This is a genomic window from Streptomyces sp. S3(2020) (assembly GCF_013044505.1).
GTDB lineage: Bacteria > Actinomycetota > Actinomycetes > Streptomycetales > Streptomycetaceae > Streptomyces.
Genome location: NZ_JABERD010000001.1, coordinates 1 through 24313, shown reverse-complemented (window position 1 = coordinate 24313; position 24313 = coordinate 1). Strand labels below are relative to the sequence as shown.

Here is a 24313-nt window from a genome sequence, read left to right as displayed (position 1 = left end):
CGCGAACGCGCGCCGTGCGCGCTCCCCCGTCGTGCTCATGCAGGCATCGTGGGCGATGCTGGTCATACGGTGCAACAGAGTTTCCCGGCCTCCGGAACACCCAGCGAACGCCCGGAAAACGGAGATCGTCGGCCCCGATTACGACGATATGCACTCTTGTGCGAAACGCCGCGAGGGTTTTGGGTGGGACGAGTTATGCCGGTCCGGCCAACATCATCCGGGCCGGCGACATGGTGGAATCTCAGGAGGATCCCGACATGTCCGATTCGGTTACCGACTGTAGCGACTGTACGGAGCCCCGCACCGCTCTGTCCGCCGCCGAGGTGGAGGCCCTGGTCCGGGGTATCTGCTTCAAGACCGGACCGCCCCGCACCGTCGGGGTCGAGGTGGAATGGCTCGTCCACGAGCTGCGCGCACCGCAGCTCCCCGTCACACCCGAACGGCTCGAAGCGGCCTACGCCGCACTGCGGACCGTGCCCCTCGGCTCGGCGCTCACCGTCGAGCCCGGCGGCCAGCTGGAGCTGAGCTCGCCGCCCGCCGCCTCCCTGATGGAGTGCATCGGCACCGTCTCCGCCGACCTCGACGCCGTACGCGCGGCGCTCGCCGGACACGATCTCGGCCTCGTCGGCGTCGGCCACGATCCCTGGCACTCACCCCGCCGGTATCTGCACGAACCCCGCTACGACGCCATGGAGGCGTGCCTCGACCGCACCGGCCCGGCCGGCCGCGCCATGATGTGCACCTCCGCCTCCGTGCAGGTGTGCCTGGACGCCGGCTACGAGGAGCCCGGCCCGCTCGGGCACGGGCGCCGCTGGTGGCTGGCCCATCAGCTGGGCGCGGTCCTGGTCGCCGCGTTCGCCAACTCCCCGCTCGTCGGCCGTGAACCCACCGGCTGGGTCTCCACCCGGCAGCTGCTGTGGATGGAGATCGGCGCGGGCCGCGCGGGCGCTCCCCCGCTGGACGGTGACCCGCGCGAGGCATGGGCGCGGCACGTGCTCGACGCCCCGGTGATGTGCATCCGCCAGGACGGCCGCGCCTGGGACGTCCCGGACGACATGACCTTCCGCGACTGGACCCGCTCCGCGACGCCGAGGCCGCCGACCCGCGAGGACCTCGACTACCACCTCACCACGCTGTTCCCGCCGATCAGACCGCGCGGCCACATCGAGCTGCGCATGATCGACGCCCAGCCCGGCGACGACGGCTGGATCGTGCCGCTCGCCGTGACGACGGCGCTCTTCGACGACCCCGAGGCCGCCGAGACCGCCTACCGCGCGGTGAAGCCGCTGGCCGAGCGGGCACTGGGGCTGCCCGCCCCGCACAACCCGCTGTGGCTCGACGCCGCCCGCACCGGCCTCGCCGACCCGGAACTCCACGAAGTCGCCGTCCAGTGCTTCAGGGCCGCCCTCGACGCCCTGCCCCGGCTCGGCGCCACCGCCGGGGTCACGGGCGCCGTCACGGCGTACCTGGAGCGGTACGTCCTGCGGGGCCGCTGCCCCGCCGACGATCTGCTGGACCGGTTGCACGGGAAGGACCTCCGCTCATGACCGACGACGCCGAGACGCTCCGCGTCCGGGCGCTGCTCACCCTCACCACGGCGCGCGACCGCACCACGCTGCTGACGAGCTGTGTCGAGGACCCCGACCTCACCGCCCAGCACTCGCCGCTGATGTCCCCGTTGGTGTGGGACCTCGCGCACATCGGCAACCAGGAGGAGCTCTGGCTGCTGCGGGGTGTCGCCGGGCGCGAGGCGATGCGCCCCGAGATCGACGGCCTCTACGACGCCTTCGAGCACTCGCGCGCGGAACGGCCGAAGCTGCCGCTGCTCCCGCCCGGCGAGGCCCGGCGGTACGCGGCGGAGGTGCGCGGCCGGGTCCTGGACCTGCTGGAGTCCACCGCCTTCCACGGGACGCGGCTCACGGAGGCGGGCTTCGCCTTCGGGATGATCGCGCAGCACGAACAGCAGCACGACGAGACGATGCTGATCACCCATCAGCTCCGTACGGGCCCGCAGGCCCTGACCGCCCCCGACCCGGAGCCCGCGCCCCTGTTCACGGGTCCGGCCGAAGTCCTGGTCCCCGGCGGCCCGTTCATGATGGGCACCTCCGACGAGCCGTGGGCGCTGGACAACGAACGCCCGGCGCACCGGCGGGAGGTGGCGCCGTTCTGGATCGACACGGCTCCGGTCACCAACGAGGCGTACCAGGAGTTCATCGAGGACGGCGGCTACTGGCTCGACCGATGGTGGACGCCGGCCGGCTGGGACCACATCCGCCGGCACGGTATCGACGCCCCGCTGTTCTGGCGGCGCGACGGCGACCAGTGGCTGCGCCGCCGCTTCGGCGTCACGGAGCTCGTGCCGCCCGACGAGCCCGTGGTGCACGTGAGTTGGTACGAGGCCGACGCGTACGCCCGCTGGGCGGGGCGGCGGCTGCCCACGGAGGCCGAGTGGGAGAAGGCCGCCCGCCACGACCCCACCACGGACCGCTCGACGCGCTACCCGTGGGGTGACGCCGACCCGGCGCCCGAGCACGCCAACCTCGGCCAGCGGCATCTGCGCCCGGCCCCGGCGGGCAGCTACCCCGACGGTGAATCCCCGCTCGGAGTACGGCAGTTGATCGGCGATGTGTGGGAGTGGACGGCGAGCGACTTCCAGCCGTACCCGGGCTTCGAGGCGTTCCCGTACAAGGAGTACTCGGAGGTGTTCTTCGGCCCCGAGTACAAGGTGCTGCGCGGCGGTTCGTTCGCCGTCGACGCGGTGGCCTGCCGGGGCACGTTCCGCAACTGGGACTATCCGATCCGGCGGCAGATCTTCTCCGGATTCCGCACCGCCCGTTCCGCGGAGGGCGTCTGATGTGCCGTCACCTGGCATATCTGGGCCGTGCGGAGCCGCTCGGGCGGCTCCTCACGGAGCCCTCGCACAGCCTGTACCGCCAGTCCTGGGCGCCCCGGCACCAGCGCCACGGCACCGTCAACGCCGATGGTTTCGGGGTCGGCTGGTATGCCGAGGGCGACCCGGTGCCGGCCCGCTACCGCCGGGCCGGGCCCATCTGGGCGGACCGGTCCTTCGCGGACCTGGCCCGGGTCGTACGCGCCTCGGCGCTGCTCGCGGCGGTCCGGGACGCCACCCTGGCGGGCGCGGACGCCGAGGCCGCGGCGGCGCCGTTCGCGAGCGGGCCGTGGCTGTTCAGCCACAACGGCGCCGTCAAGGGCTGGCCACGCTCCCTGTCTCCCCTGACGGAGACCCTTCCCGCCGCGGACCTGCTGGACATGGAGGCCCGCAACGACTCGGCGTTCGTCTGGGCACTAGTCCTGGCCCGGCTGCGCGCCGGCGACGACGAGGGCCAGGCGCTGGCCGCCACGGTCCTGGAGGTCGCCGAGGCGGCCCCCGGCTCCCGCCTCAACCTCCTCCTCAGCAACGGCGAGAGCATCACCGCGACCACCTGGGGCGACACCCTCTGGTATCTGACGTGCCCGCGCGGCACGGTCGTCGCCTCCGAGCCCTACGACGACGATCCGCACTGGCAGGAGGTCCCCGACCGCACACTGCTCGCGGCCAGCCGCACGGACGTGCTGCTCACGCCGCTCAAGGAACCGTCCGTGGAACCACTGAAGGAGCCCCGCACGTGAGCCCGTTCCTTCTCACCCGCACCCTGCCCGAGGACGCCACCGAGGCCGCACTGCGCGCCGACGTCCTGAACGGGCTGACCAGCACCCCCAAGACCCTGCCGCCGAAGTGGTTCTACGACGCCCACGGCAGCGAACTCTTCGATCAGATCACGGAGTTGCCCGAGTACTACCCCACCCGCGCCGAGCGGGAGATCCTCGTCGCGCGCGCCGCCGAGATCGCGGCGGCCTCCGGTGCCCGCACCCTCGTCGAGCTGGGCTCGGGCTCCTCGGAGAAGACGCGGTACGTCATCGACGCGCTGACCGGCCTGCACACGTACGTGCCCGTCGACGTCAGCGAGAGCGCCCTCACGCAGGCCGGGCACGCGCTGATCGCGGAGCGGCCGGGGCTGAACGTGCACGCCCTGATCGCCGACTTCACGGCCGAGCTCACCCTGCCCGAGACACCGGGCCCCCGGCTGCTGGCGTTCCTCGGCGGCACGATCGGCAATCTCCTGCCGGCCGAGCGGGCGGAGTTCTTCGCGTCGGTCCGTGCCCTGCTCTCCCCCGGCGACGCCCTGCTGCTCGGCACCGACCTCGTCAAGGACGAGAACGTGCTGGTCAGGGCGTACGACGACGCGGCCGGGGTGACGGCCGCCTTCAACAAGAACGTCCTGACGGTCGTCGACCGCGAACTGGACGCCGACTTCGATCCCGGCACCTTCGACCATGTGGCGCTCTGGGACGCCGAGAACGAGTGGATCGAGATGCGGCTGCGCTCCCGTACCGCACAGACCGTGAAGATCCCCGCGCTGGACCTCGCCATCGACTTCGCGGCCGGCGAGGAGCTGCACACCGAGATCTCGGCGAAGTTCCGCAAGGAGGGCGTGCGTGCCGAACTGTCCGCCGCGGGGCTGGATCTGGCCCACTGGTGGACGGACGCCGAAGGCCGGTTCGCGCTGTCGCTGAGCACGGTGCGGTGACGGACGGCTCGCGCTCCGCCGCCACCTGGGGCACGGTGGAGCCATGACGAATCACACCTATCGGGTGACCGAGATCGTCGGCACCTCGCCCGACGGCGTAGACCAGGCCATCCGCAACGGCATCGGCCGTGCCTCGCAGACCCTGCGCAACCTCGACTGGTTCGAGGTGACCCAGGTGCGGGGCCAGATCGAGGACGGACAGGTCGCGCACTGGCAGGTGGGCCTGAAGGTGGGCTTCCGCCTGGACGAGTCGGACTAGCGACAGCGGCTCAGGTCCGCCCCTCCCGCTCCTGCGCGGTCCTCAGCGCGGCGGAGGGGGCGGTCCAGCGCGCCCGTACGACGGTGAACCCGGCCCGTTCGGCGTCCTCGCAGACCAGTTCGTCGTCGTCCACCAGCACCCGGATCTCGCGGGTGCGGGCGAGCCGGCGGAGGGTCTCCAGCTTGGTGCGCCGGGCGGGCCTGCGGTCGTTGTCACGCCGCATGTGGACGCGCCCCTCGGGCAGTCCCTGCGCGGCGAGCCAGTCCAGCGTGTCCTGCCGGCAGCGCTCGGGCCGGCCGGTGAGATAGACGACCTCGCACTCCTCGGCGCTCTCCAGGACCAGGGCGACGCCCTGCGGGATCGGCGGGTCCTGGGGCGCGGCGGCGAAGAACCCGTCCCAGTCGCGGGGCTTGTCCTCCAGGAAGCGCTGGCGGTGGGCCGTGTCCGCGAGGGTGTTGTCCAGGTCGAACACGGCGAGGGGCGCTCTGCTGCTGTCGGTCACGCGCTCCACCCTAGGTCGTGTCCACAGGGACTTCGCGGACACGACCTGGAACCCGGCAACCTTCTCGCGCCCGGCACCGACTCCCCCGCGACATGGCAGGCGGGCGGAGGCGGGAGACCCCATGAGGAACACGGCGATCTGGTCGGCGGTGGTAGCGGGCGCGGCGGCGGCATCGGTACTGGTCCTGGCGGGTGAGGCGTCGGGGGCGCCGAGGACGCTGGTGGTGGCCACGGACGGGAGCGATGCGGCCGCCGGCACGCTCGCGCAGCCGCTGCGGACCCTTCAGAAGGCGGTGGATCTGGCGGTGCCCGGCGACTCGATCGCCGTGCGCGGGGGCACGTACGCCCTCACCGACAACCTCACGATCACCACCTCGGGCACGGCGGACCGGCCCATCTCCCTGGGCGCCTACCAGGGCGAGCGGGTCGTCGTCGACGGGGAGCGGCTGCCCGCGAGCCACACACCGGTCGGCGGCAGCATCGCGCGGGCCGAGCGCGGGGCGATCCACCAGGAGGCCTCGTACTGGCGGATCTCGGATCTGGAGATCGTCAACGGCCCCTACGGGGTCTACTGCGACGGCTGCAACAGCAACGTCTTCGCCCGGCTGAGGACCCACGACAACTACGAGTCGGGTTTCCAGCTCCAGGGCGCCTCCAGCGACAACCAGATCCTGAACCTCGACAGTTACGCCAACCGCGACCCCCGCAAGAACGGCGAGAGCGCCGACGGGCTGGCGATCAAGGAGGGCAGCGGCACGGGCAACGTGGTGCGTGGGGCGCGGTTGTGGAACAACGTCGACGACGGCTTCGACGCCTGGAAGTTCACCTCGCCGATCACGATCGAGAACACGGTCGCGTACGGCAACGGCTTCAACCGCTGGAACTTCCCCGACTTCGCGGGTGACGGCAACGGCTTCAAGCTCGGCGGCGGCAGCCCGGCACCCGCGGTGGGCCACTCCGTGCGCAACAGCGCCGCCTTCAAGAACGCGGCCCACGGCTTCACGGACAACGGCAACCCGGGCACGCTCACCCTGACCCGCGACTCGACGTGGGCCAACGCCGGCACCGGCTTCGACGCGGACGTCACGGGCGGGAAGGCCACGCTCACCGCGAACCTCTCGGTCGCGGACACCCGCGCGGCGGCCGTCGGTCCGGGGACGGTGTCCGGCGGCAACTCATGGAATCTGGGCGGAACTTGGAACGCGTCGTCGGTCCTGAGCACGGACCCGGCACCGCTCACGGGGGCGCGCGCCACGGACGGCTCGCTGCCGGCGGCGCCGTCGTTCCTGGTGCCGCGCAACGGGGCGGGTGTGGGGGCCCGGTTTTGACGAAGCGACCCCAATTGTTAATGGGATCCATTTTCATGTAGCGTCCTCGGTGCTCGCTGCCCCACCGAGGAGGTCCCTGTCATGGCTGTCCCCAAGCGGAAGATGTCCCGCAGCAACACCCGCCACCGCCGCGCGCAGTGGAAGGCGGCCACGCCGTCGCTGGTGCCCGTCACGATCGACGGGGTGCGGCACCTCGTACCGCAGAACCTCGTGAAGGCCTACGAGCGCGGCCTGCTGCGCCCCGAGGGCTGAGCCCCGATGCCGTACGACCGTCTGCCGGTCACCGTCCTGTCCGGGTTCCTCGGGGCGGGCAAGACCACACTGCTCAACCATGTGCTGGCCAACCGCGAGGGCCTGCGGGTCGCCGTGATCGTCAATGACATGAGCGAGGTCAACATCGACGCCGCGCTGGTGCGGGGCGGCGAGGCCGCGCTGTCGCGGACCGAGGAACGCCTGGTCGAGATGACCAACGGCTGTATCTGCTGCACCCTCCGCGACGACCTGCTGGAGGAGGTGGACCGCCTCGCCCGGGAGGGCCGCTTCGACCACCTCCTCATCGAGTCGTCCGGCATCTCCGAGCCGATGCCGGTGGCGGCCACCTTCGCGTTCGCCCGCGACGACGGGGCCACGCTCGGGGACGTCGCCCGTCTGGACACCATGGTCACGGTCGTGGACGCGGCCAACTTCCTGCCCGAGCTGGACAGCGGCGACGAACTGGCCGAGCGGGGACTGGCCCCCTTCGAGGACGACGAGCGCACGGTCAGCGATCTGCTGGTCGACCAGATCGAGTTCGCGGACGTCATCGTCCTCAACAAGCTCGACCTGGTGGACACGGACGCCGCGGCCCGGCTGCGGGCGGCACTGCGCCGCCTCAACCCCGTCGCCCGGATCGTCGACGCACGCCACGCGCGCGTGGCGCTCCGACAGGTCCTGGGCACCGGCCTGTTCGACCTGGAGCGCGCCCAACAGGCGCCGGGCTGGGTCCGGGAACTCAACGGCGAGCACATCCCCGAGACCGAGGAGTACGGCGTCTCCTCCATGGTCTTCCGCTCCGAACTCCCCTTCCACCCCGCCCGGTTGTGGACGTTCGTGACACAGGATTTGGACAGCGGGGCGTACGGCCGCGTCCTCCGCTCCAAAGGCTTCTTCACCCTGTCCACCCGCCCGCACGTCACCGGTCTGTGGTCCCAGGCCGGCTCGGTGGCCCGCTTCGAGCCATCGGCGGCCCACGACGACGAGGCGCCGTACGCACAGGAGCTGGTCCTCATCGGCACGCGGCTGGAGACCGCGCGGCTGCACACCTCCCTGGCCGCCTGCCTCATGGCCCCGGGAGAGAGCGTCCCCGACACCGACGCCGACCCCTTCCCGGCGTGGGACACCTACGGCATCGACGACACCTGCGAGCACGAGCACGCCGTGTCCGCCCCCTGACACCGGGCGACACCGGTCGGCGCCGGGAATGTCACGGCGCCCTCGGCGTTGAACACCCTGTGACCTCCCTGATCGCCGCCACCCGCTTCTCCGTCCTCGACCGTTCCCGCACCCGTGAGGGCCGCTCGGACGCCGAGGCGCTGCGTGACACCGTGCGGTTCGCGCAGGAGCTGGAGGGGCTCGGCTACCACCGGTTCTGGGTCTCGGAGCACCACGGGGTACCCGGCGTCGCCGGTTCCGCACCGACCGTGCTCGCCGCCGCCGTGGCCGGGGCGACGCGGACGATCCGGGTCGGGACGGGCGGCGTGATGCTGCCCAACCACCGGCCACTGGTCGTGGCCGAGCAGTTCGGCGTCCTGGAGTCCCTCTTCCCCGGCCGCATCGACATGGGGCTGGGCCGCTCGGTCGGCTTCACCGACGGCGTACGCAAGGCGCTGGGCCGCGGCAAGGACGACGCCGACGACTTCGAAGGCCAGCTCGACGAACTGCTCGGCTGGTTCCGCGGCACCTCCCCGACCGGGGTGCACGCCCGCCCCGCGGAGGGGCTGACGGTGCCACCGTTCGTCCTCGCGATGGGCGAGGGCGCCGCGATCGCCGCCCGCGCCGGCCTGCCCATGGTCATCGGCGACCTCCGCGGCCGCGACCGGATGCGGCGCGGCATCGACCACTACCGCACCCACTTCCGCCCCTCTCCCTGGGCGCCGGAACCCTACGTCGTGATCTCCGGCACGATCGCGGTCGCCGCCACCCCCGAGGACGCCCGCCGCCTCCTGATCCCGGAGGCCTGGTCCATGGCCCACTCCCGCACCCACGGCACCTTCCCGCCCCTGCCGCCCGCCGAGCGCGTGGAGTCCCTCCGGATGACCGACAAGGAACGCGGCTTCTACGAGTCCGGCCTCACCGGCCACATCGCGGGGACCGAGGACCAGGTCGCCCACGAGCTGGAGACGGTCCTGAAGGAGACGGGAGCGCAGGAACTCCTGGTCACGACCAGCACGTACGACCGCGAGGGCCTGCTGGACTCCTACCGGAGGCTGGCCTCGATCACCTCCGGTTAGAGCTCTTGTCCATGCACCCCCATGACCCTTGTGTCCGCGTCCGCGGCGCTCGCGAGCACAACCTCAAGGGCGTGGACGTCGACATCCCACGGGATGTGCTGGCCGTGTTCACAGGGGTGTCGGGGTCCGGGAAGTCATCGCTGGCGTTCGGGACGACCTACGCCGAGGCCCAGCGCCGGTACTTCGAGTCCGTCGCGCCCTACGCACGCCGGCTGATCCATCAGGTGGGTGCGCCCAAGGTCGGTGAGATCACGGGGCTGCCGCACAACCTGCGCGGGGTGACGGCGGAGTTCCCGCTGGGTGCCTTCACGGCGGTGACGGGGGTCTCCGGGTCCGGGAAGTCCACGCTCGTCGGGGAGATCACCGAGGAGTCGGCGGGCGTGGGACGGCTCGTCTCGGTCGACCAGCGGCCGATCGGACGCACCCCGCGCTCCAACCTGGCCACCTGCACCGGCCTCTTCGACGTCGTACGCAAGGAGTTCGCGGCCACGGACCAGGCACGCGCGCGCGGCTTCGGCGTCGGCCGGTTCTCCTTCAACGTGGCCGGCGGGCGCTGCGAGACCTGACAGGGCGAGGGGTTCGTCAGCGTCGAGCTGCTGTTCCTGCCGAGCACCTACGCGCCCTGCCCGGACTGCGGCGGGGCCCGCTACAACCCCGGGACGCTCGAAGTGACGTACCGGGGCCGGAACATCGCCCAGGTGCTGGACCTGACGGTGGCGTCCGCGGCGGAGTTCTTCGCCGACACCCCGCCCGTCACCCGCAGCCTCGCCACCCTCCTCGACGTCGGCCTCGGCTGTCTGCGGCTGGGCCGGCCCGCCACCGAGCTCTCCGGCGGCGAGGCCCAACGCATCAAGCTGGCAGGTGAGTTGCAGCGCGGGCGCCGCGGCCACACCCTCTACCTCCTGGACGAGCCGACCACCGGCCTGCACCCGGCCGACGTCGAGGTCCTGATGTGCCGGCTCCACGAACTCGTCGACGCCGGGCACACCGTCATCGTCGTCGAGCACGACATGTCCGTCGTCGCGGGCGCCGACTGGGTGATCGATCTGGGCCCGGGCGGCGGCGACGAGGGCGGCCGGATCGTGGCGGCGGGCCCGCCGACGGAGGTGGCCCGGGCGGCGGGCAGCGCCACGGCGCCGCATCTGGCCGCGGCGATCCGGCCGGGCGGCAGCGGCTACTCCTTCGGCTGGGTGAAGCGGATGCTGTTGCCGAAGGGGTCGCGCACACCGCAGTCGATGCCGTACGGACGCTCGGTGGGTTCGTCGGTGATCTCGACGCCGCGGCCGCGCAGGGTCTCGCACGTCTTGCGGCAGTCGTCGGTGCTGAAGATGAGGTGGCCGCCCATGGCGCCCTTGGTGAGCAGGTCACGGACCTGCGCCGCCGTCTCCTCGGACAGCGCCGGCTGCCCCGGCCGCTCCAGCAGGAGCTGCCGGTCCGGGTGGCCGGGGACGTTGACGGTGAGCCAGCGCATGAAGCCGAGGTCGGCGTCGGTGTGGACCTCCAGGCCGAGCTTGCCGACGTAGAAGTCGAGGGCCTCGTCCTGGTCGAGGACGTAGATCTGTGAGTGTGTGATGGCGGTGAACATGTGCCTCACGCTACCGAGCGGACCGGGCGAAAACTTATCCAGAACTGCTCAGTCGGCCGGGTCCCTGGGCCGGGTCCACGCCTTCGTGAAGCACGTCGGTACGGCGATCGCCGAGGCCTGTCCGCGGTACGTCCTCGGGGAGCGGCCGACGATGCCACTGAAGGTGCGGCTGAAGGTCCCCGGGCTGCCGAAGCCGACCGCGAAGCAGATGTCGGTCACGCTGCGATCGGTCTCCCGCAGCAGGAACATCGCCCGCTCGACGCGACGCCGCTGGAGATAGCGGTGCGGGGTCTCGCCGAACGTGGCGCGGAAGGTGCGGGTGAAGTGCGCCGGGGACACATGGGCGATCCGGGCCAGGGCCGGGACGTCCAGCGGCTGCGCGTAGGCGCGGTCCATGGCGTCCCGGGCCCGCAGCATACGGCGGTTGCTCTCTTCGGCGGCGCGGCTCACTCCGCCATCACATCATCCGGGCGGCCGGCGTCGAGTGGATCCAGCCGGGTTGGGGTGCGGCCGCGGGCTGCGCGGCCAGCGCGAGCGAGCGGCGGTCGGCGTGGCTGCCGGGCGCGATGGCGTCCCGTACCTCCACCTCGGCCACCAGCCCGCGCGCCGACACCACCCGCCACACCGAGGCGAGCAGGGTGTCCTCCCCGACGAAGGCGGGCGCCGTGCTGGCCGTACCGCCGTCGAGCCGGTACCGCAGACGTACCGGCTGGACGGGGACCCCGGCGTCCAGGGCGGCCTGGAAGACGGCCCGGCGGAAGGTGCCCTGGGCGCGGCCGCACCAGGTGCTGCCCTCGGGGAAGACCGCGACCGCCTGCCCGGCACGCAGGGCCCGCGCGATACGGGCGACCGTGTCCGGGAGGGCGCGCAGCCGGTCCCGGTCGATGAAGACGGCCGCCTGCCCGACCAGCGGGCCGGCCACCGGCCACTGCCGGATCTCGGTCTTGGCGACCATCCGGGCCGGGCGCACGGCGGCGAGCAGCGGGATGTCCAGCCAGGAGATGTGGTTGGCGACCAGGAGCACTCCGCCGGTGGGCGCGGCGGCGCCGGTGATACGGACCCGGACCCCTGCGGCCCGTACGATCCACCGGCACCACCGCCTCACCGGACCGGCGGGGATCAGCCCGCCGAGCGGCGACAGTACGACCCCGGCGAGCACCAGGACCATGACCGCCGCCAGCCGCAGCACGGCGCGCGGCAGCGCCGTGCCGGACCCCGCCGGCTCCACGCACGCCCCGGGGGTGCAGGGCGCGCTGGGCAGCCAGACGCTCATCAGGCCGGTACGAGGGAGAGGAAGTGCCGCAGATAGCGCGGGTTGACCCGGCGCATGGACAGCAGCACATACAGGTCGGCGACCCCGAAGTCCGGGTCGTGGGCGGGCTCCCCGCAGACCCAGGCGCCGAGGCGCAGGTAGCCGCGCAGCAGGGCGGGCAGCTCACCGCGGCCGGCCGCGGGCTGTCCCGGGACCCAGGGCAGCAACGGTCGTACGCGGTACTCCTGCGGCGCCAGGTGCTTGTCCCGCACCCGCTCCCAGGTCGCCGACGCGAGCGCGCCGCCGTCCGCGAGCGGGATCGAGCAGCAGCCGGCCAGCCATTCGTGGCCGCGCTCGACCATGTAGCGGGCGATGCCGGCCCAGATGAGCCCGATGACGGCGCCGTCCCGGTGGGCGGGGTGCACACAGGAACGGCCCACCTCGACGAGACCGGGACGCAGGGCGTCGATGCGGGACAGGTCGAACTCGCTCTCCGAGTACAGCCGTCCGGCCACCGCGGCCCGCTCCGGCGGCAGCAGCCGATAGGTGCCGACGACCTGGCCGGTGAGGGTGTCGGTGACGAGCAGGTGGTCGCAGTAGGCGTCGAAGGGGTCGATGTCGTGGCCCGGCTGCGGGGACGACAGCAGGGCGCCCATCTCCCCGGCGAACACGTCGTGGCGCAGCCGCTGGGCGGCGCGTACATCGGACTCGTCGCGGGCGAGGGTGACGGTGTAGCGGGTGGGAGCGGCGGAGAGGGGCGGGGAGTCCAGAGCGGATACGGCGGTCATGGCTCACTCCAGGTCACGGGCCGGTTCGGGGACGGCACCCGGTGGGCCGGTGGATCCGGCCCGCACCACTGTTGTGCCTACGTCGATTGGCGTGTACGTGACCGGTTCCGGGAGTGCTGATGTGCGGAGGTTGAACGGCTCGGGCCGGGTGTCGGGAGTGCCGGACTCCGTCGACGGGCCGGTGTCGGACAGATGGCCGACGGGGCAACCGGCGGCCTGCCAGGACCGTCTCACCTCCGGAGCCGATCAACGGGGAACGGAGGCGCACGCGCGTGGAGGACCTGTCGGAAGAGGCGCTGGACGCGTTGCCGTGGGAACGGCTGACGTCGGTGGATCCCGGCGTACCGGTCAAGGAGGTGCGCCGGGTGCTGCGCCGGCTCCTGCGCAAGGGGCCCGCCTCGACGGAGGACGACTGCTGGCCCCTGTTCTCCGCCCTCGCGCTGGAGGCGTACGGTGTCGGCTCGGCGGCGACGGCCACGCTGCCGTTCGTCGTCGCGCTCGCGGCCGACCCGGGCACGGGCGCGCGGCCCTCGCTCGTGGAGCTGCTGGGCAGCCTGGCCTGGAGTGCGGAGCACTGCGCGCCGCACCTGGTGGACCCGGGCTGGACAGACGCCTGGGCGCGGGAGCGCGCGGCGATCGAGGCCCTGCTCACCGACCAGGACCCGGCGGTACGCAGGGCGGCGGTGCCGCTCGCGAACGGTTCCGCCGAGCTGCTGAGACGATGGCGGGCCGAACGGGATCTGTCGGTACGGCTGCCCGTGCTGTTCACGTTGGGTCGGCTCGCCGGCGAACCGGAGGTCCGTGCGGCCCTGGCCGAGGGGCTGCGGGAGGACGATCCCGTCGTGCGGGTGGCGGCCGTGCACGCCGCCGCGGAGACGGACCCCGGGATCGCGCTGCGGGAACGTGACCAGCTGCTCGCGGCGCTCGTGAACCCCGCCGTACGGTCACGCTGGGAGGCCGTCTGGTATCTGCCGGACGTCGAAGTCCCCTACTCCCGCGAGGACGTCGCCTTCTGGACGGCGGCTCTGTTCGAGGACGCGCCCGCCGAGGCGACCGCGTTCCTCACCCGGCTGGCCGCGGCGGCGGACCCGGCCGCCGACCTCGACCTCCTGCGAACCGTTCTGGACCACGCCTGGCGGCTGCTGGCCCGTCGCCGGTCGGTCGCCTCCTCGGTGACCACGCTCGCCGGCGCTCTCCTGGACCATCCGGACCCCGCCCTGCGCTACCGGGCCGTGCACCTCCTCGCCGCCCTCGGTCCGCGCGCCGCCGCCCACGCCGACCGGCTCGCCGCGCTCCTCGACGACCCGGGCGAGGACGAGTTCCTGGAGGGCACGGTCGGCGAGCACGCCCGCTGGGCGCTGGCCCGGATGGACGACCCCCGGGCGCTGCCTGGCCTGGTCCAGGGACTCTGTACGGTGTGGCGCTCGCGGCGCGGCCGGAGCTATGTCATCAGCGACCCGCGCAGCCCCGACATCGTGGACGTCCTGGGCCCGCTCCGGGCCCACGCGGGCACCCTCCTGCCGGCGGTGCGGGAGGAGCTGCGACGGGAACTGACCGACCCCGCCCTGCCCGGCTCGGTGCGGGCCGACCTTCTGATGACGCTCAAGGTCTGGGGAACGGCCGCGCTGCCCGCCCTGCCGGAGGTCACGGCCTGTGTGGCGGACGAGTTCCGCTGGCACGACGCCGCCGACGCGCTGACGGCGATGGGCTCCGCCGCCGTCTCCGCCGCGCCCGCCGTACGCGAGCGGATGACCCTCGAACCACCGGAGAACCAACGGTGGTTGCAGTGGGTCCTGTGGCGCATCGGCGGCGCGGACCCGGCCGAGGTGCTCCGGGCGCTCGCGCAGACCCTGCCGAAGCCGGGCGAGCCGCCGTACTTCCCGTTCGGTCAGCTCGCCGACTTCGGCCTCCGGGCCGCGCCGTACGCCGACGAGCTGCGGCGCGTTCTGACGGAGGCCGAGGACCTGACCCGGGTGGAGGTGGCGGCCGCCCTCTGGACGGTGACAGGGGAGCCCCGGTCGGCCCGGCCGATCCTGGAGGAGCAGGTTCTCGCGTTCGTCGCGGGGGACGAGTACCTCGGGCTGTTCCGTACGGCGTTGCGGACGCTGATCCGCTTCCGTGCGATCGGCCCGACGGTACGGGACGCCCTTCAGGCCCTCCGTGACGAGGACCGCCGTATCTCGGCGTACGGCGACTACCGCGCGATCCTCCAGGACGAGGAGTTCCGCGAGCTGATCGACGAGGCGCTGGCCGTGTGAACTTGGCGGGACCGGAGGTGAGCACCACGCCCGGTCCCGCCCGTCCGCGCTGGACGGCGAACGGTCGGTGAGGGGCGCTAGCGCTTCGCCACCTTGCGCGTGGCCCGCAGCCACTCCTTGTTCATGCCGGTGATGGAGACCAGCGGGATGCCCTTGGGGCAGGCGGTCGCGCACTCGCCGGTCAACGTGCAGCCTCCGAAGCCCTCTTCGTCCATCTGCGCCACCATGTCCAGCACCCGCGTCTCGCGCTCGGGCGCACCCTGCGGCAGGACGTTGAGGTGGTTGACCTTGGCGGAGGTGAAGAGCATCGCGGCTCCGTTGGGGCACGCTGCGACACAGGCGCCGCAGCCGATGCATTCGGCGTGCTCGAAGGCGAAGTCGGCGTCCGGCTTGGGGACCGGCGTGGCATGGGCCTCGGGGGCGGCGCCGGTGGGGGCGGTGATGTAGCCGCCGGCCTGGATGATCCGGTCGAAGGCGGTCCGGTCCACCACCAGGTCTTTGATCACCGGGAAGGCCGAGGCCCGCCAGGGTTCGATGTCGATCGTGTCGCCGTCCCGGAAGGACCGCATGTGCAACTGACACGTCGTGGTCCGCTCCGGGCCGTGCGCGTCGCCGTTGATGACGAGTGAGCAGGCGCCGCAGATGCCTTCGCGGCAGTCGTGGTCGAAGGCGACCGGGTCCTCGCCGCGCAGGATGAGGTCCTCGTTGAGGGTGTCGAGCATCTCCAGGAACGACATGTCCGCGGAAATGCCGTCCACCTCGTAGGTGGACATGGCGCCGTCGGCGCCGGCGTTCTTCTGCCGCCAGACGCGCAGGGTGAGCTTCATGCATAGCTCCGCTGAGTGGGATGGACGTACTCGAAGACCAGGTCTTCCCTGTGCAAGGTGGGGGCCTCGCCCGTGGCGGTGAACTCCCAGGCGGCCGCGTAGGCGAACTCCCCGTCCCGGCGGGCCGCCTCACCCTCCGGGGTCTGGGACTCCTCACGGAAGTGGCCGCCGCAGGACTCCGCGCGGTGCAGCGCGTCCAGGCACATCAGCTCGGCCAGCTCCAGATAGTCCACGACCCGGTTGGCCTTCTCCAGCGACTGGTTGAACTCCTCACCCGTACCCGGCACCTTGATACGCCGCCAGAACTCCTCACGGATCTGCGGGATCCGCTCCAACGCCTTGCGCAGACCCGCATCCGTACGGGCCATCCCGCAGAACTCCCACATCAGCTCCCCGACCTCACGGTGGAAAGAGTCGGGGGTGCGGTCGCCGTCGACGGACAGGAGCAGGTTGAGACGGTCCTCGGTCTCGGCCAGCACCTCCTGCACGACCGGGTGTTCGTCGCCGACAGTGTCCTGGTGGGGGTTGCGGGCCAGGTAGTCGTTGATCGTGGCCGGCAGGACGAAATAGCCGTCCGCCAGGCCCTGCATCAGCGCCGAGGCGCCCAGCCGGTTCGCCCCGTGGTCGGAGAAGTTGGCCTCACCGACCGCGAACAGGCCGGGCACAGTGGTCTGGAGGTCGTAGTCCACCCACAAACCGCCCATCGTGTAATGCACAGCCGGATAGATCCGCATCGGGACCTCGTAAGGATCCTCGTCGGTGATCCGCTGGTACATGTCGAAGAGGTTGCCGTACTTCGCCTCCACCGCCTTGCGTCCCATCCGTGCGATGGCGTCCGCGAAGTCGAGATAGACGCCCTGCCCGCCGGGGCCGACCCCCCGCCCCTCGTCACAGACGTTCTTCGCGGCCCGGGAAGCGATGTCACGCGGCACGAGATTGCCGAACGACGGGTAGATCCGCTCCAAGTAGTAGTCCCGCTCACCCTCGGGAATCTTGTTCGCCGGACGGTCGTCGCCCTGCGCTTTCGGGACCCAGATCCGGCCGTCATTGCGCAACGACTCACTCATCAGCGTCAGCTTCGACTGATGATCACCCGTGCGCGGAATGCACGTCGGATGGATCTGCGTGAAACACGGATTGGCGAAATACGCGCCACGCCGGTGCGCCCGCCACACCGCCGTGGCATTGGAATTCATCGCATTCGTCGACAGATAGAAGACATTGCCGTAACCACCGGAAGCCAATACGACAGCGTCCGCGAAGTAGGTGTCGATCTTCCCCGTGACCAGATCCCGCGCGACGATCCCGCGCGCCTTCCCGTCGATCACGATCAGATCCAGCATCTCGGTGCGGGGGTGCATCTCGACGTTCCCGGCGGCGATCTGCCGACTCAGCGCCTGATAGGCACCCAACAGCAACTGCTGGCCCGTCTGACCACGGGCGTAGAACGTCCGCGACACCTGCACACCACCGAACGACCGGGTGTCGAGCAGCCCGCCGTACTCCCGCGCGAACGGCACACCCTGCGCCACACACTGGTCGATGATCTCCACCGAGATCTGCGCCAGGCGATGCACATTCGACTCACGGGCCCGGAAGTCACCGCCCTTGACCGTGTCGTAGAACAACCGATGCACCGAGTCACCGTCATTGCGGTAATTCTTCGCCGCATTGATCCCACCCTGCGCCGCAATCGAATGCGCCCGCCTCGGGGAATCCTGATAACAGAACTGCACGACGTGGTAACCCTGTTCGGCAAGCGTGGCCCCGGCGGAGCCGCCCGCGAGACCGGTGCCGACGACGATGACGGTGTGCTTGCGCCGGTTGGCCGGGTTGACGAGCTTGGCCTCGAAGCGGCGGGTGTCCCAGCGTTCGGCGACGGGCCCGGAAGGCGCCTTGGTGTCGACGACGGGTTCGCCGGTGACGTATTCGGTGTAGGTCATGGTCAGCTCACCACTCCGGTCATGACGCCCACGGGTACGGCGAGGAAGCCGGCCGTGAGCAGCAGTGCGAGGACGTTCGCCGTGGTCTTCAGGGCGCGGTCGCGGGTGCGGCTGCTCGCGCCCAGGGTCTGGGCGGCGCTCCAGAAGCCGTGCCGGATATGCAGACCAAGGGCGAGCATCGCGACGATGTAGATGACGTTGCCGTACCAGGTGGAGAAGGTGTCCACGACGTTCTGGTAGGGGTGGCCCTCCTGGAAGCCGCCCGAGTGGACGGTGCCGGTCGTCAGGTCCAGCAGGTGCCAGACGATGAACAGGCCGAGAATGATCCCGCCCCAGCGCATGGTCCGGGTCGCGTAGCTGGCGCGGCGCTTCTTGTGGACGTACTTCGTCGGGCGCGCCCTGATGTCGCGGCGGCTGAGCTGGTACGCGGAGACCGCGTGGGCGACGACCGCGACGACCAGCACCACGCGGATCAGCCACAGCGTCCACTCGTAGTGCATGAAGGGCTCGCCGACCGTGCGCAGCCAGTGGGCGTAGTGGTTGAACTCGCCCGCCCCGAAGAAGATCTTCAGGTTGCCGATCATATGGACGACCAGGTACATCAGCATGATCAGCCCGCTGACCGCCATGACGGTCTTCTTGCCGACGGAGCTGTCCCACACCGTGCGTGCCATGGACGGTCGTCGGTTCGTCCGCGTTGCCAGAGCCATGACTCAAGACGCTAGGGCCCCGGGGCCCGATCGGTCCAAGACATGGTCCGGCTTGATTCGATAGTCAAGGGCTATCGTACGAGGATGCAGTTCCAGCAGCTCCAGTACTTCGTGGCGGTCGCCGAGACCCGGCACTTCACCCGGGCCGCCGACCTCGTCCATGTCGCGCAGCCGTCCCTGTCCCAGCAGATCAAGGCGCTGGAGCGGGAGCTCGGGGCGGACCTGTTCCTGCGGGCCCGGGGCAACATCACGCTCACCGACGCGGGCGAGGCCCTGCTGCCGCTGGCCCGGCGGATCCTCGCCGACGCGGACACGGCCCGGCACGAGGTGCAGGAGCTGGTGCAGCTGCGCAGCGGGCGGGTGCGCCTCGGCGCGACACCGAGCCTGTGCACGGGTCTGCTGCCGGACGTGCTGCGCGCCTTCCACGACCGCTATCCCGGCATCCGGCTGATGATCGAGGAGGGCGGCTCGCACGACCTCGTGAGGGAACTGGCGCGCGGCGCCCTCGACCTCGCGCTGATCGTCCTCCCGCTGCCGACCCCCTCACCGGCCCTGACGACGGTGGAGCTGCTGCGGGAGGACCTGGTCGTGGTGTCGTCCCCTGAGGCGCCCAAGCCGGGCGACGGCCGGCGCACGGTACGCGTCGCCGACCTGGAGGGCGAGCGTCTGGTGATGTTCCGGCACGGCTACGACCTGCGCGAACTGACGGTCGCCGCGTGCCGCGCCGAGGGCTTCGAGCCGGACTTCGCGGTGGAGGGCGGCGAGATGGACGCGGTCCTGGGCTTCGTGCGGGCGGGGCTGGGTGTGGCCGTCGTACCGCGCATGGTGGCGGCCCGGTCGGGGCGGGGGCTACGGGTCACCCCGCTGGCCCGGCCGGGGCTGCACCGGACCATCGCGCTGGCCCACCGCAGCGACGTGGCCCCGCCCCGGGCGGCACGGGAGTTGCAGCGGATGCTGCTGGAGCGGTAGGTCACGGGTTCCGGCCGATGCGCACCGTCGTGCGGCCGACGCCGAGCCCGGGACGGCTGCTGGACGGCCGGGGCGGTGCCCGTCCAGCAGCCGTGTCCGTGCCGTGTGTCAGCCCGTCGCGTCCACCAGCGCCAGTTCGTGCAGCCGGTCCGGCGGGCCCGGGCGGGCGTAGTACCAGCCCTGGGCCGTGTCGCAGCCCAGTATCCGCAGCTGTTCGGCCTGGGCCCCGGTCTCCACGCCCTCGACCGTGACCGCGAGGTCCAGACTGTGGGCGAGGGAGACGATCCCCTCGACGATCTTGAGGTCGACGGGGTCCGCCGGGAACTGCTGCATGCTCTGGGTGAAGGAGCGGTCCAGTTTGAGGATGCTCACCGGGAGACGGCGCAGGTTGGCGAGGTTGGAGTAGCCGGTGCCGAAGTCGTCCAGGGCGATGTCGACGCCCATCTCGGCGAGCCGGCGCAGCGGTTTCAGCAGATCGTCGTCCGCACCGATCAGCGCCGACTCGGTGACCTCCAGGCACAGCGCGTCCGGCTCCACGCCCGCGCGCTCCAGGATGTCCACCGTGTCCTGCACCAGACCGGGGTGGGTGAGCTGGCACGGCGAGAGATTGACGTTGATGCGGAGCGGGCCCGCTTCCTCGTGACGTTCCCTCCATTCGCGGGCCTGGCGGACCGACTGCTCCAGGACCCAGCGGCCCAACGGGACGATCAGGCCCGTGTGTTCGGCGAGCGGGATGAAGCGGTCCGGGCCCAGGACGCCGTGCTGGGGATGCAGCCAGCGGACCAACGCCTCCGCGCCCCGCACGCTGCCGTCGCCGAGGTGCACCAGCGGCTGGTACTCGATGAAGAACTCGCCGCGCTCCAGGGCCGCCGGCAGAGCGGTGGTCAGACCGTGGCGGGTGATCGCGCGGGCGTCCGCCTCCGCGTCGGCGAGCTCGAAGCGGTTGCCGCCCGAGGCCTTGGCCCGGTACATCGTGATGTCCGCGCTGCGCAGCACCTCCGCCGCGCTGCGCTCCCCCGCCGGGCCCTCGACGATGCCGATGCTGCCGCGCACGGTCAGCTCACGGCCGTCGACGCTGATCGGGGCGAGCAGCGCGTGCATGATCCGCGAGGCGAGCTCGTCGACCTCGCGCTCGGTGTCGGTCCCCGTCGTCAGCGCGACGAACTCGTCACCGCCCAGACGGGCGACCATCTCGCCGGGCGCGGTCGTGCAGGACTGGAGCCGGTCGGCGACCTCGACGAGCAGCCGGTCGCCGGCCGCGTGGCCGAGGCTGTCGTTGATGGTCTTGAAGCCGTCGAGGTCGAGGTAGCACAGACCGAAGCGCTGGCCCGCGCCGGCGCCCAGCGCCTTCTCCAGCCGTTCGAAGAAGAACGTGCGGTTCGGCAGGCCGGTGAGGGCGTCGTGCGTGGCCTCGTAGCGCAGCCGCAGGTTGAGGAGCCGGCGCTCGGTGGTGTCCTCCATCAGCGCGAGCTGGTACTGCGGGTTGCCGTCCGCGTCACGGAGCAGGGAGACCGTCAGATTGGTCCACAGGACCGTTCCGTCAGGGCGGGAGAACGCCTTCTCCAGGTGGTAGTGCTCACGCTCGCCGCGGACGAGTTCGTCGTAGAGGGTCCATGTCTGCGGGGCGTCCTCGGGGTGGGTCCACTCCATGACGTTGCGGCCGCGCATCATGTGCTCGGAGATGCCGAACATCCGCAGCAGCGCCTCGTTGACCTGGAGGATGTTGCCGTCGAGGTCGGCCATGCCGATCCCTATGGCGGCGCCCTCGAAGACCGCGCGGAAGCGGGCCTCGCTCGCGTGCAGCGCCTGCGCCACCACGCCCTGCGCCTTCAGCGCGGCGGCCGAGATGGCCTCCTGCTCGGCCAGGGTCCGCTCGCGCAGCGCCCCGGCGAACCCGGCGGCCATGGCGTGCTGCAACCGGGAGGCGCGCACCCGCAGGTCCTCCTGGTCGCCGTCGCCGCCGCAGTAGAGCACGAGGTAGGCGTCGACGCAGTCCAGGGTCCGGCTGAGCGCCTCCGGGTCGGTGCAGTGCACGGTGACGAGCGCGGCGCCGAGCGCCCGGCCCTCGTCCGCGTCGAAGGTCCTCGCCCGCAGCGCCTCGCTCAACCGACGTGCCAGCGGCAGGAGTTGTTCCTCGAACTCGGGCCGGGTCGAGGACGTCGTGGTCACCGGGAAGACGGCCCGGCTCCAGATCGTCGCGAACCGGCGCAGTCTGCCCTCCGGCCCGTCCGGCTCGGCGATCACGCGGTACGCCCCACGCCGGCGAAACCGGAGAACGCCCAGGGATCCTCGTCCTCCGGGTCCCAGGTCTCCGACTCCGGCCGCCAGCTCGGCATCGGCACCAGTCCCGGTTCCACCATGTCGTACCCCTCGAAGAACCGCGCGATGTCGTCGCGCGAGCGCATGATCAGCGGGTTGCGGATGTCCTTGTACACGTCGACCGTGCCGGCGGCCCGCTCGGGTGGCAGCGGGATTCCCTCGTAGGAGGCATGCGTGAGCACCAGCAGACTGCCGGGCGCGAGCGCGTCACGCAGCTCGGCCACCGCACCGTACGGGTCGTCCTCGTCTTCCACGAAGTGCAGTATGGCAACGAGAAGCAGGGCCACCGGCCGGTTCAGGTCGATCAGTTGCCGTACTTCGGGGCTCGCGAGGATCTCCTGGGGCTTGCGGAGGTCCGCGGCGACGACGCCCGCGTCCGCGTTGTCCCGCAGGACGGCCTCGCTGTGGGCGACCGCCACCGGGTCGTGGTCGACGTAGACGACCCGGGCGCCGGGGCTGGCGGACTGGGCCACCTCGTGGACGTTGCCGAAGGTGGGGATGCCCGAACCGACGTCCAGGAACTGGGTGATGCCCCGGTCCGCCGCGAAGCGCACGGCGCGGCGCATGAACGCCCGGTTCGCCTGCATGATCTTGGGGAGTCCCGGCATGAACTCCATCGCCTTGCGGGCCGCCTCGCGGTCGACCTCGAAGTTGTGCGAACCGCCCAGGTAGAAGTCGTAGATCCGCGAGACGCTAGGCACCGAGATGTCGATGCTCCGTGGGGCCCAGGCGGGACGCTCCATCTATCTCTCCAAGGCGTAGGCGATCCGGTGTTCGAGCTGAGGCTACTGATCGCCTGCCAAAGGAGCGAGCCGAACCGGAAATTGACCGTCCGTTCCCGGTCACTGCCTGCGGCACGTGCCTGGTTGACCATGCCCAAGTCCCGCTGAAACAAGGCAAAACGGCCCGCCCCCCGCGTGCGGTGCGCGGGGGGCGGGCCGGTGGACCGCACGCGGTGCGTGCGGTCCAGGACTCCGCTGTCGCCTCGGACCTCCCTTCCGCGGTTCGGTTCTGACGGGTGGCTCGGTCGGCCCGGGGAGATGACCTACTTCTTGATCGGCTTGCCGTCGGGGGCCACGACGTACCACGTGCCGCCGACGCCCTGGCCGTTGGTGTCGCCGGGCTCCTTGTCCTGGGCGAAGGTGTAGATGGGCCAGCAGTCGATGGTCTGCTGCTTGACCCCGTCGGGCCGGGTGAAGCTCATCAGGCCCTTCTTCTCGATGCCCTTGGTGTCGTTCGCCTCCACGGGCGCCACGGCCGGCCACTTCTCCAGGCAGGCTCCGGTGCACTTCGAGATCGGGTCGGGCCAGGCCACGTCCTTGATGAAGCGGTAGACCGTCATACCGTTCTTGTCGACGACGATCTCGCCGAACTCCGGGTCGTTGCGCGTGGACAGCCCGGGCAGGTCGGCCGCCTCGGTGCCGCCTCCGCCGCCGCCACCGGCCTTCTTGCCGTCGGCGGCCAGCGCGTACCACTTGCCGCCCACACCCTGGCCGTTGACGTCCCCGGCGTTGACGTCCTTCACATAGCGGTACGCGGGCCAGCCGGCGACCGTCAGCTGCTTGCTGCCGTCGGAGCGGGTGACCTCGCCGAGCAGCGACTTGTCGATGCCCTCGCCGGCCGTGGCGTCGTCCGCGGGCACGGGCGGCCAGGTCGTCGCGCAGTCGCCGTCGCAGCTGGACTTCGGCGGTTCGGCGGTGTCCGTGTCGAAGCGGTAGAGGGTCAGCCCGCCGCTGTCCGTCAGCACCTTGCCGAGCTCGGGGTTGGTGACGACGGCCAGCTTGCCCGCGGAAGCGGCCTGGGCCCCTGCGGAAGCGGAAGCCGAGGGGCTCGCGGCCCCGTTGCCCAGGCCGGAGCCGATACCGGTGCCCGCACTGCCGTAGCCACCGGCCGCGGCCGTCGCGCCCACGTTCTGGCTGCTCGCGGATGGGGCTGCTTCCTGGCCGCACGCCGTCGTCAGCGCCAGCACCGCCGCAGCGCTCGCCACGAGCGATGCACTCCGCCAGGAGGTCTTCATCGTCAACTCCCCAAATTCGTACCGGTGTTGCAACGCCGTATTGCGTCGCCGCACGGCCATGGGTACGGACGGAAGTGGCTGTTGTGTTCAACAGGGGCACATTTTTCTTTTGGGAGCCTGTGACACGGGCCGCTCACTCGTTCGGGGCAATCCATCGGTACCCGGGAGCGGGAGAGCGCGTTCTGGGTTCATGATCTCCGTCGTGCAGCGACCCGAATCGACTCAATACGCCCCGACCATACGGGTGTTGTTGCTCTTGACACTGACATGGCTGGCCGTGGGCGTACCGGTGAACACGGCGGCGGCCGACGCCTGCGCGTCCGCCTCGACCGGGCCGGACGGCATCCAGGCGGTCGCGGTCGCCGGAGGCCTCACCCTGGCCCCTATACCCATCTACGAGCCCACGAGACTCCGGAGGCTATCGTATGCCGTCTTCTGCCTGAGAAAAAACACAAGCCACGCAACACAGCAGGACGCGT

General features: G+C 71.4%; 24 protein-coding genes and 1 pseudogene. 12 read left to right on the top strand and 13 right to left on the bottom strand.

All coding sequences use genetic code 11. The annotated features are described in order from the left end of the window. Positions 1-257 precede the first annotated feature (257 nt). From egtA to HLK59_RS00105, 5 genes are read left to right on the top strand one after another with little or no spacing between them, the layout of a single operon-like run. Positions 258-1547 carry an ergothioneine biosynthesis glutamate--cysteine ligase EgtA gene (gene egtA / locus HLK59_RS00125; protein ID WP_171139041.1) on the top strand — a complete coding sequence of 430 codons (1290 nt, stop codon included), beginning with the start codon at positions 258-260 and terminating at the stop codon, positions 1545-1547. Then, the gene (gene egtB, locus HLK59_RS00120) at positions 1544-2854 is read left to right on the top strand and encodes an ergothioneine biosynthesis protein EgtB (protein WP_171139040.1); all 1311 of its coding nucleotides are present in this window, start codon (positions 1544-1546) and stop codon (positions 2852-2854) included. Before egtA ends, egtB begins: the two co-directional genes overlap by 4 nt. Beyond that, positions 2854-3630 carry an ergothioneine biosynthesis protein EgtC gene (gene egtC, locus HLK59_RS00115; RefSeq protein WP_171139039.1) on the top strand — a complete coding sequence of 259 codons (777 nt, stop codon included), beginning with the start codon at positions 2854-2856 and terminating at the stop codon, positions 3628-3630. The genes egtB and egtC overlap by 1 nt, the downstream gene beginning before the upstream one ends. After that, positions 3627-4589: an L-histidine N(alpha)-methyltransferase gene (gene egtD, locus HLK59_RS00110; RefSeq protein WP_171139038.1), complete on the top strand. Its 963-nt coding sequence runs from the start codon at positions 3627-3629 to the stop codon at positions 4587-4589. Before egtC ends, egtD begins: the two co-directional genes overlap by 4 nt. Positions 4590-4632: 43 nt before the next feature. Further along, complete coding sequence (locus tag HLK59_RS00105; RefSeq protein WP_046258351.1) at positions 4633-4848, top strand: dodecin; 216 nt, start codon at positions 4633-4635, stop codon at positions 4846-4848. 10 nt (positions 4849-4858) lie between these two features. On the opposite strand, the gene HLK59_RS00100 is transcribed toward HLK59_RS00105, so the two are convergent. Further along, positions 4859-5350, bottom strand: a complete 492-nt coding sequence (locus tag HLK59_RS00100) for a hypothetical protein (RefSeq protein ID WP_171139037.1) — start codon at positions 5348-5350, stop codon at positions 4859-4861. A 121-nt stretch (positions 5351-5471) separates the two neighbouring features. Here HLK59_RS00100 and HLK59_RS00095 point away from each other — a divergent pair, with 121 nt between their 5' ends. The 5 genes and pseudogenes from HLK59_RS00095 to HLK59_RS00075 form a co-directional block, all read left to right on the top strand. Then, positions 5472-6677, top strand: a complete 1206-nt coding sequence (locus HLK59_RS00095; RefSeq protein WP_171139036.1) for a right-handed parallel beta-helix repeat-containing protein — start codon at positions 5472-5474, stop codon at positions 6675-6677. Positions 6678-6758: 81 nt separating this feature from the next. Continuing rightward, entirely contained in the window at positions 6759-6929 is a 171-nt protein-coding gene (gene rpmF / locus HLK59_RS00090; RefSeq protein ID WP_097271518.1) for a 50S ribosomal protein L32, read from the top strand. 6 nt (positions 6930-6935) lie between these two features. Then, the gene (locus HLK59_RS00085; protein WP_171139035.1) at positions 6936-8108 is read left to right on the top strand and encodes a GTP-binding protein; all 1173 of its coding nucleotides are present in this window, start codon (positions 6936-6938) and stop codon (positions 8106-8108) included. Between the two features lie 59 nt (positions 8109-8167). Then, positions 8168-9166, top strand: coding sequence for an LLM class flavin-dependent oxidoreductase (locus tag HLK59_RS00080; protein WP_171139034.1), 999 nt, complete (start codon positions 8168-8170; stop codon positions 9164-9166). An 11-nt stretch (positions 9167-9177) separates the two neighbouring features. Further along, positions 9178-10323 (top strand): annotated as a pseudogene (locus HLK59_RS00075) (ABC transporter); the annotation flags it as partial. 17 nt (positions 10324-10340) lie between these two features. Here HLK59_RS00075 and HLK59_RS00070 read toward each other — a convergent pair. From HLK59_RS00070 to HLK59_RS00050, 5 genes are read right to left on the bottom strand one after another with little or no spacing between them, the layout of a single operon-like run. Beyond that, positions 10341-10751: a VOC family protein gene (locus tag HLK59_RS00070; RefSeq protein ID WP_171139033.1), complete on the bottom strand. Its 411-nt coding sequence runs from the start codon at positions 10749-10751 to the stop codon at positions 10341-10343. Positions 10752-10799: 48 nt separating this feature from the next. Next, positions 10800-11201 (bottom strand): AraC family transcriptional regulator, encoded by a 402-nt coding sequence (locus HLK59_RS00065; protein WP_346779608.1) that lies wholly within the window; start codon positions 11199-11201, stop codon positions 10800-10802. A 7-nt stretch (positions 11202-11208) separates the two neighbouring features. Continuing rightward, on the bottom strand, positions 11209-12024 hold the full coding sequence (locus HLK59_RS00060) for a lysophospholipid acyltransferase family protein (protein WP_171139032.1): 816 nt from the start codon (positions 12022-12024) through the stop codon (positions 11209-11211). Then, positions 12024-12791 (bottom strand): GNAT family N-acyltransferase, encoded by a 768-nt coding sequence (locus tag HLK59_RS00055; protein ID WP_171139031.1) that lies wholly within the window; start codon positions 12789-12791, stop codon positions 12024-12026. The genes HLK59_RS00060 and HLK59_RS00055 overlap by 1 nt, the downstream gene beginning before the upstream one ends. 3 nt (positions 12792-12794) lie before the next feature. Continuing rightward, positions 12795-13025: a hypothetical protein gene (locus tag HLK59_RS00050; protein ID WP_171139030.1), complete on the bottom strand. Its 231-nt coding sequence runs from the start codon at positions 13023-13025 to the stop codon at positions 12795-12797. 38 nt (positions 13026-13063) lie between these two features. On the opposite strand from HLK59_RS00050, the gene HLK59_RS00045 reads away from it, so the two are divergent. Continuing rightward, the gene (locus tag HLK59_RS00045) at positions 13064-15049 is read left to right on the top strand and encodes a hypothetical protein (RefSeq protein ID WP_171139029.1); all 1986 of its coding nucleotides are present in this window, start codon (positions 13064-13066) and stop codon (positions 15047-15049) included. A gap of 77 nt (positions 15050-15126) precedes the next feature. On the opposite strand, the gene HLK59_RS00040 is transcribed toward HLK59_RS00045, so the two are convergent. Genes HLK59_RS00040 through HLK59_RS00030 form a run of 3 tightly spaced genes read right to left on the bottom strand, consistent with a single transcriptional unit; the run spans position 15127 to position 18493 of the window. Next, complete coding sequence (locus HLK59_RS00040; RefSeq protein ID WP_171139028.1) at positions 15127-15876, bottom strand: succinate dehydrogenase/fumarate reductase iron-sulfur subunit; 750 nt, start codon at positions 15874-15876, stop codon at positions 15127-15129. Then, positions 15873-17819, bottom strand: coding sequence for a fumarate reductase/succinate dehydrogenase flavoprotein subunit (locus HLK59_RS00035; protein WP_171139027.1), 1947 nt, complete (start codon positions 17817-17819; stop codon positions 15873-15875). Before HLK59_RS00035 ends, HLK59_RS00040 begins: the two co-directional genes overlap by 4 nt. Before the next feature lie 2 nt (positions 17820-17821). Continuing rightward, positions 17822-18493: a succinate dehydrogenase gene (locus HLK59_RS00030; RefSeq protein WP_171139026.1), complete on the bottom strand. Its 672-nt coding sequence runs from the start codon at positions 18491-18493 to the stop codon at positions 17822-17824. Between the two features lie 120 nt (positions 18494-18613). Here HLK59_RS00030 and HLK59_RS00025 point away from each other — a divergent pair, with 120 nt between their 5' ends. Continuing rightward, positions 18614-19498, top strand: coding sequence for a LysR substrate-binding domain-containing protein (locus HLK59_RS00025; RefSeq protein WP_171139025.1), 885 nt, complete (start codon positions 18614-18616; stop codon positions 19496-19498). 108 nt (positions 19499-19606) lie between these two features. Here the strand turns inward: HLK59_RS00025 and HLK59_RS00020 are convergent, their stop codons facing one another. From HLK59_RS00020 to HLK59_RS00005, 4 genes are all read right to left on the bottom strand, one after another. After that, positions 19607-21742, bottom strand: coding sequence for an EAL domain-containing protein (locus HLK59_RS00020; protein ID WP_171139024.1), 2136 nt, complete (start codon positions 21740-21742; stop codon positions 19607-19609). After that, positions 21739-22560, bottom strand: coding sequence for an SAM-dependent methyltransferase (locus tag HLK59_RS00015; RefSeq protein WP_171139023.1), 822 nt, complete (start codon positions 22558-22560; stop codon positions 21739-21741). Before HLK59_RS00015 ends, HLK59_RS00020 begins: the two co-directional genes overlap by 4 nt. A gap of 302 nt (positions 22561-22862) precedes the next feature. Beyond that, entirely contained in the window at positions 22863-23834 is a 972-nt protein-coding gene (locus tag HLK59_RS00010) for an SCO0930 family lipoprotein (RefSeq protein ID WP_171139022.1), read from the bottom strand. Positions 23835-24056: 222 nt separating this feature from the next. Beyond that, on the bottom strand, positions 24057-24209 hold the full coding sequence (locus tag HLK59_RS00005) for a hypothetical protein (protein WP_171139021.1): 153 nt from the start codon (positions 24207-24209) through the stop codon (positions 24057-24059). Positions 24210-24313 lie beyond the last annotated feature (104 nt).

Bases quoted from the DNA above. Each gene is read 5' to 3' on its own strand.
- rpmF (WP_097271518.1), top strand. From the start codon at position 6,759: ATGGCTGTCCCCAAGCGGAAGATGTCCCGCAGCAACACCCGCCACCGC.
- egtC (WP_171139039.1), top strand. From the start codon at position 2,854: ATGTGCCGTCACCTGGCATATCTGGGCCGTGCGGAGCCGCTCGGGCGG.
- HLK59_RS00010 (WP_171139022.1), bottom strand. From the start codon at position 23,834: ATGAAGACCTCCTGGCGGAGTGCATCGCTCGTGGCGAGCGCTGCGGCG.
- HLK59_RS00035 (WP_171139027.1), bottom strand. From the start codon at position 17,819: ATGACCTACACCGAATACGTCACCGGCGAACCCGTCGTCGACACCAAG.
- HLK59_RS00040 (WP_171139028.1), bottom strand. From the start codon at position 15,876: ATGAAGCTCACCCTGCGCGTCTGGCGGCAGAAGAACGCCGGCGCCGAC.
- HLK59_RS00030 (WP_171139026.1), bottom strand. From the start codon at position 18,493: ATGGCACGCACGGTGTGGGACAGCTCCGTCGGCAAGAAGACCGTCATG.
- HLK59_RS00105 (WP_046258351.1), top strand. From the start codon at position 4,633: ATGACGAATCACACCTATCGGGTGACCGAGATCGTCGGCACCTCGCCC.
- egtA (WP_171139041.1), top strand. From the start codon at position 258: ATGTCCGATTCGGTTACCGACTGTAGCGACTGTACGGAGCCCCGCACC.
- egtB (WP_171139040.1), top strand. From the start codon at position 1,544: ATGACCGACGACGCCGAGACGCTCCGCGTCCGGGCGCTGCTCACCCTC.
- HLK59_RS00085 (WP_171139035.1), top strand. From the start codon at position 6,936: ATGCCGTACGACCGTCTGCCGGTCACCGTCCTGTCCGGGTTCCTCGGG.
- HLK59_RS00095 (WP_171139036.1), top strand. From the start codon at position 5,472: ATGAGGAACACGGCGATCTGGTCGGCGGTGGTAGCGGGCGCGGCGGCG.
- HLK59_RS00055 (WP_171139031.1), bottom strand. From the start codon at position 12,791: ATGACCGCCGTATCCGCTCTGGACTCCCCGCCCCTCTCCGCCGCTCCC.
- HLK59_RS00015 (WP_171139023.1), bottom strand. From the start codon at position 22,560: ATGGAGCGTCCCGCCTGGGCCCCACGGAGCATCGACATCTCGGTGCCT.
- HLK59_RS00025 (WP_171139025.1), top strand. From the start codon at position 18,614: ATGCAGTTCCAGCAGCTCCAGTACTTCGTGGCGGTCGCCGAGACCCGG.
- HLK59_RS00070 (WP_171139033.1), bottom strand. From the start codon at position 10,751: ATGTTCACCGCCATCACACACTCACAGATCTACGTCCTCGACCAGGAC.
- HLK59_RS00060 (WP_171139032.1), bottom strand. From the start codon at position 12,024: ATGAGCGTCTGGCTGCCCAGCGCGCCCTGCACCCCCGGGGCGTGCGTG.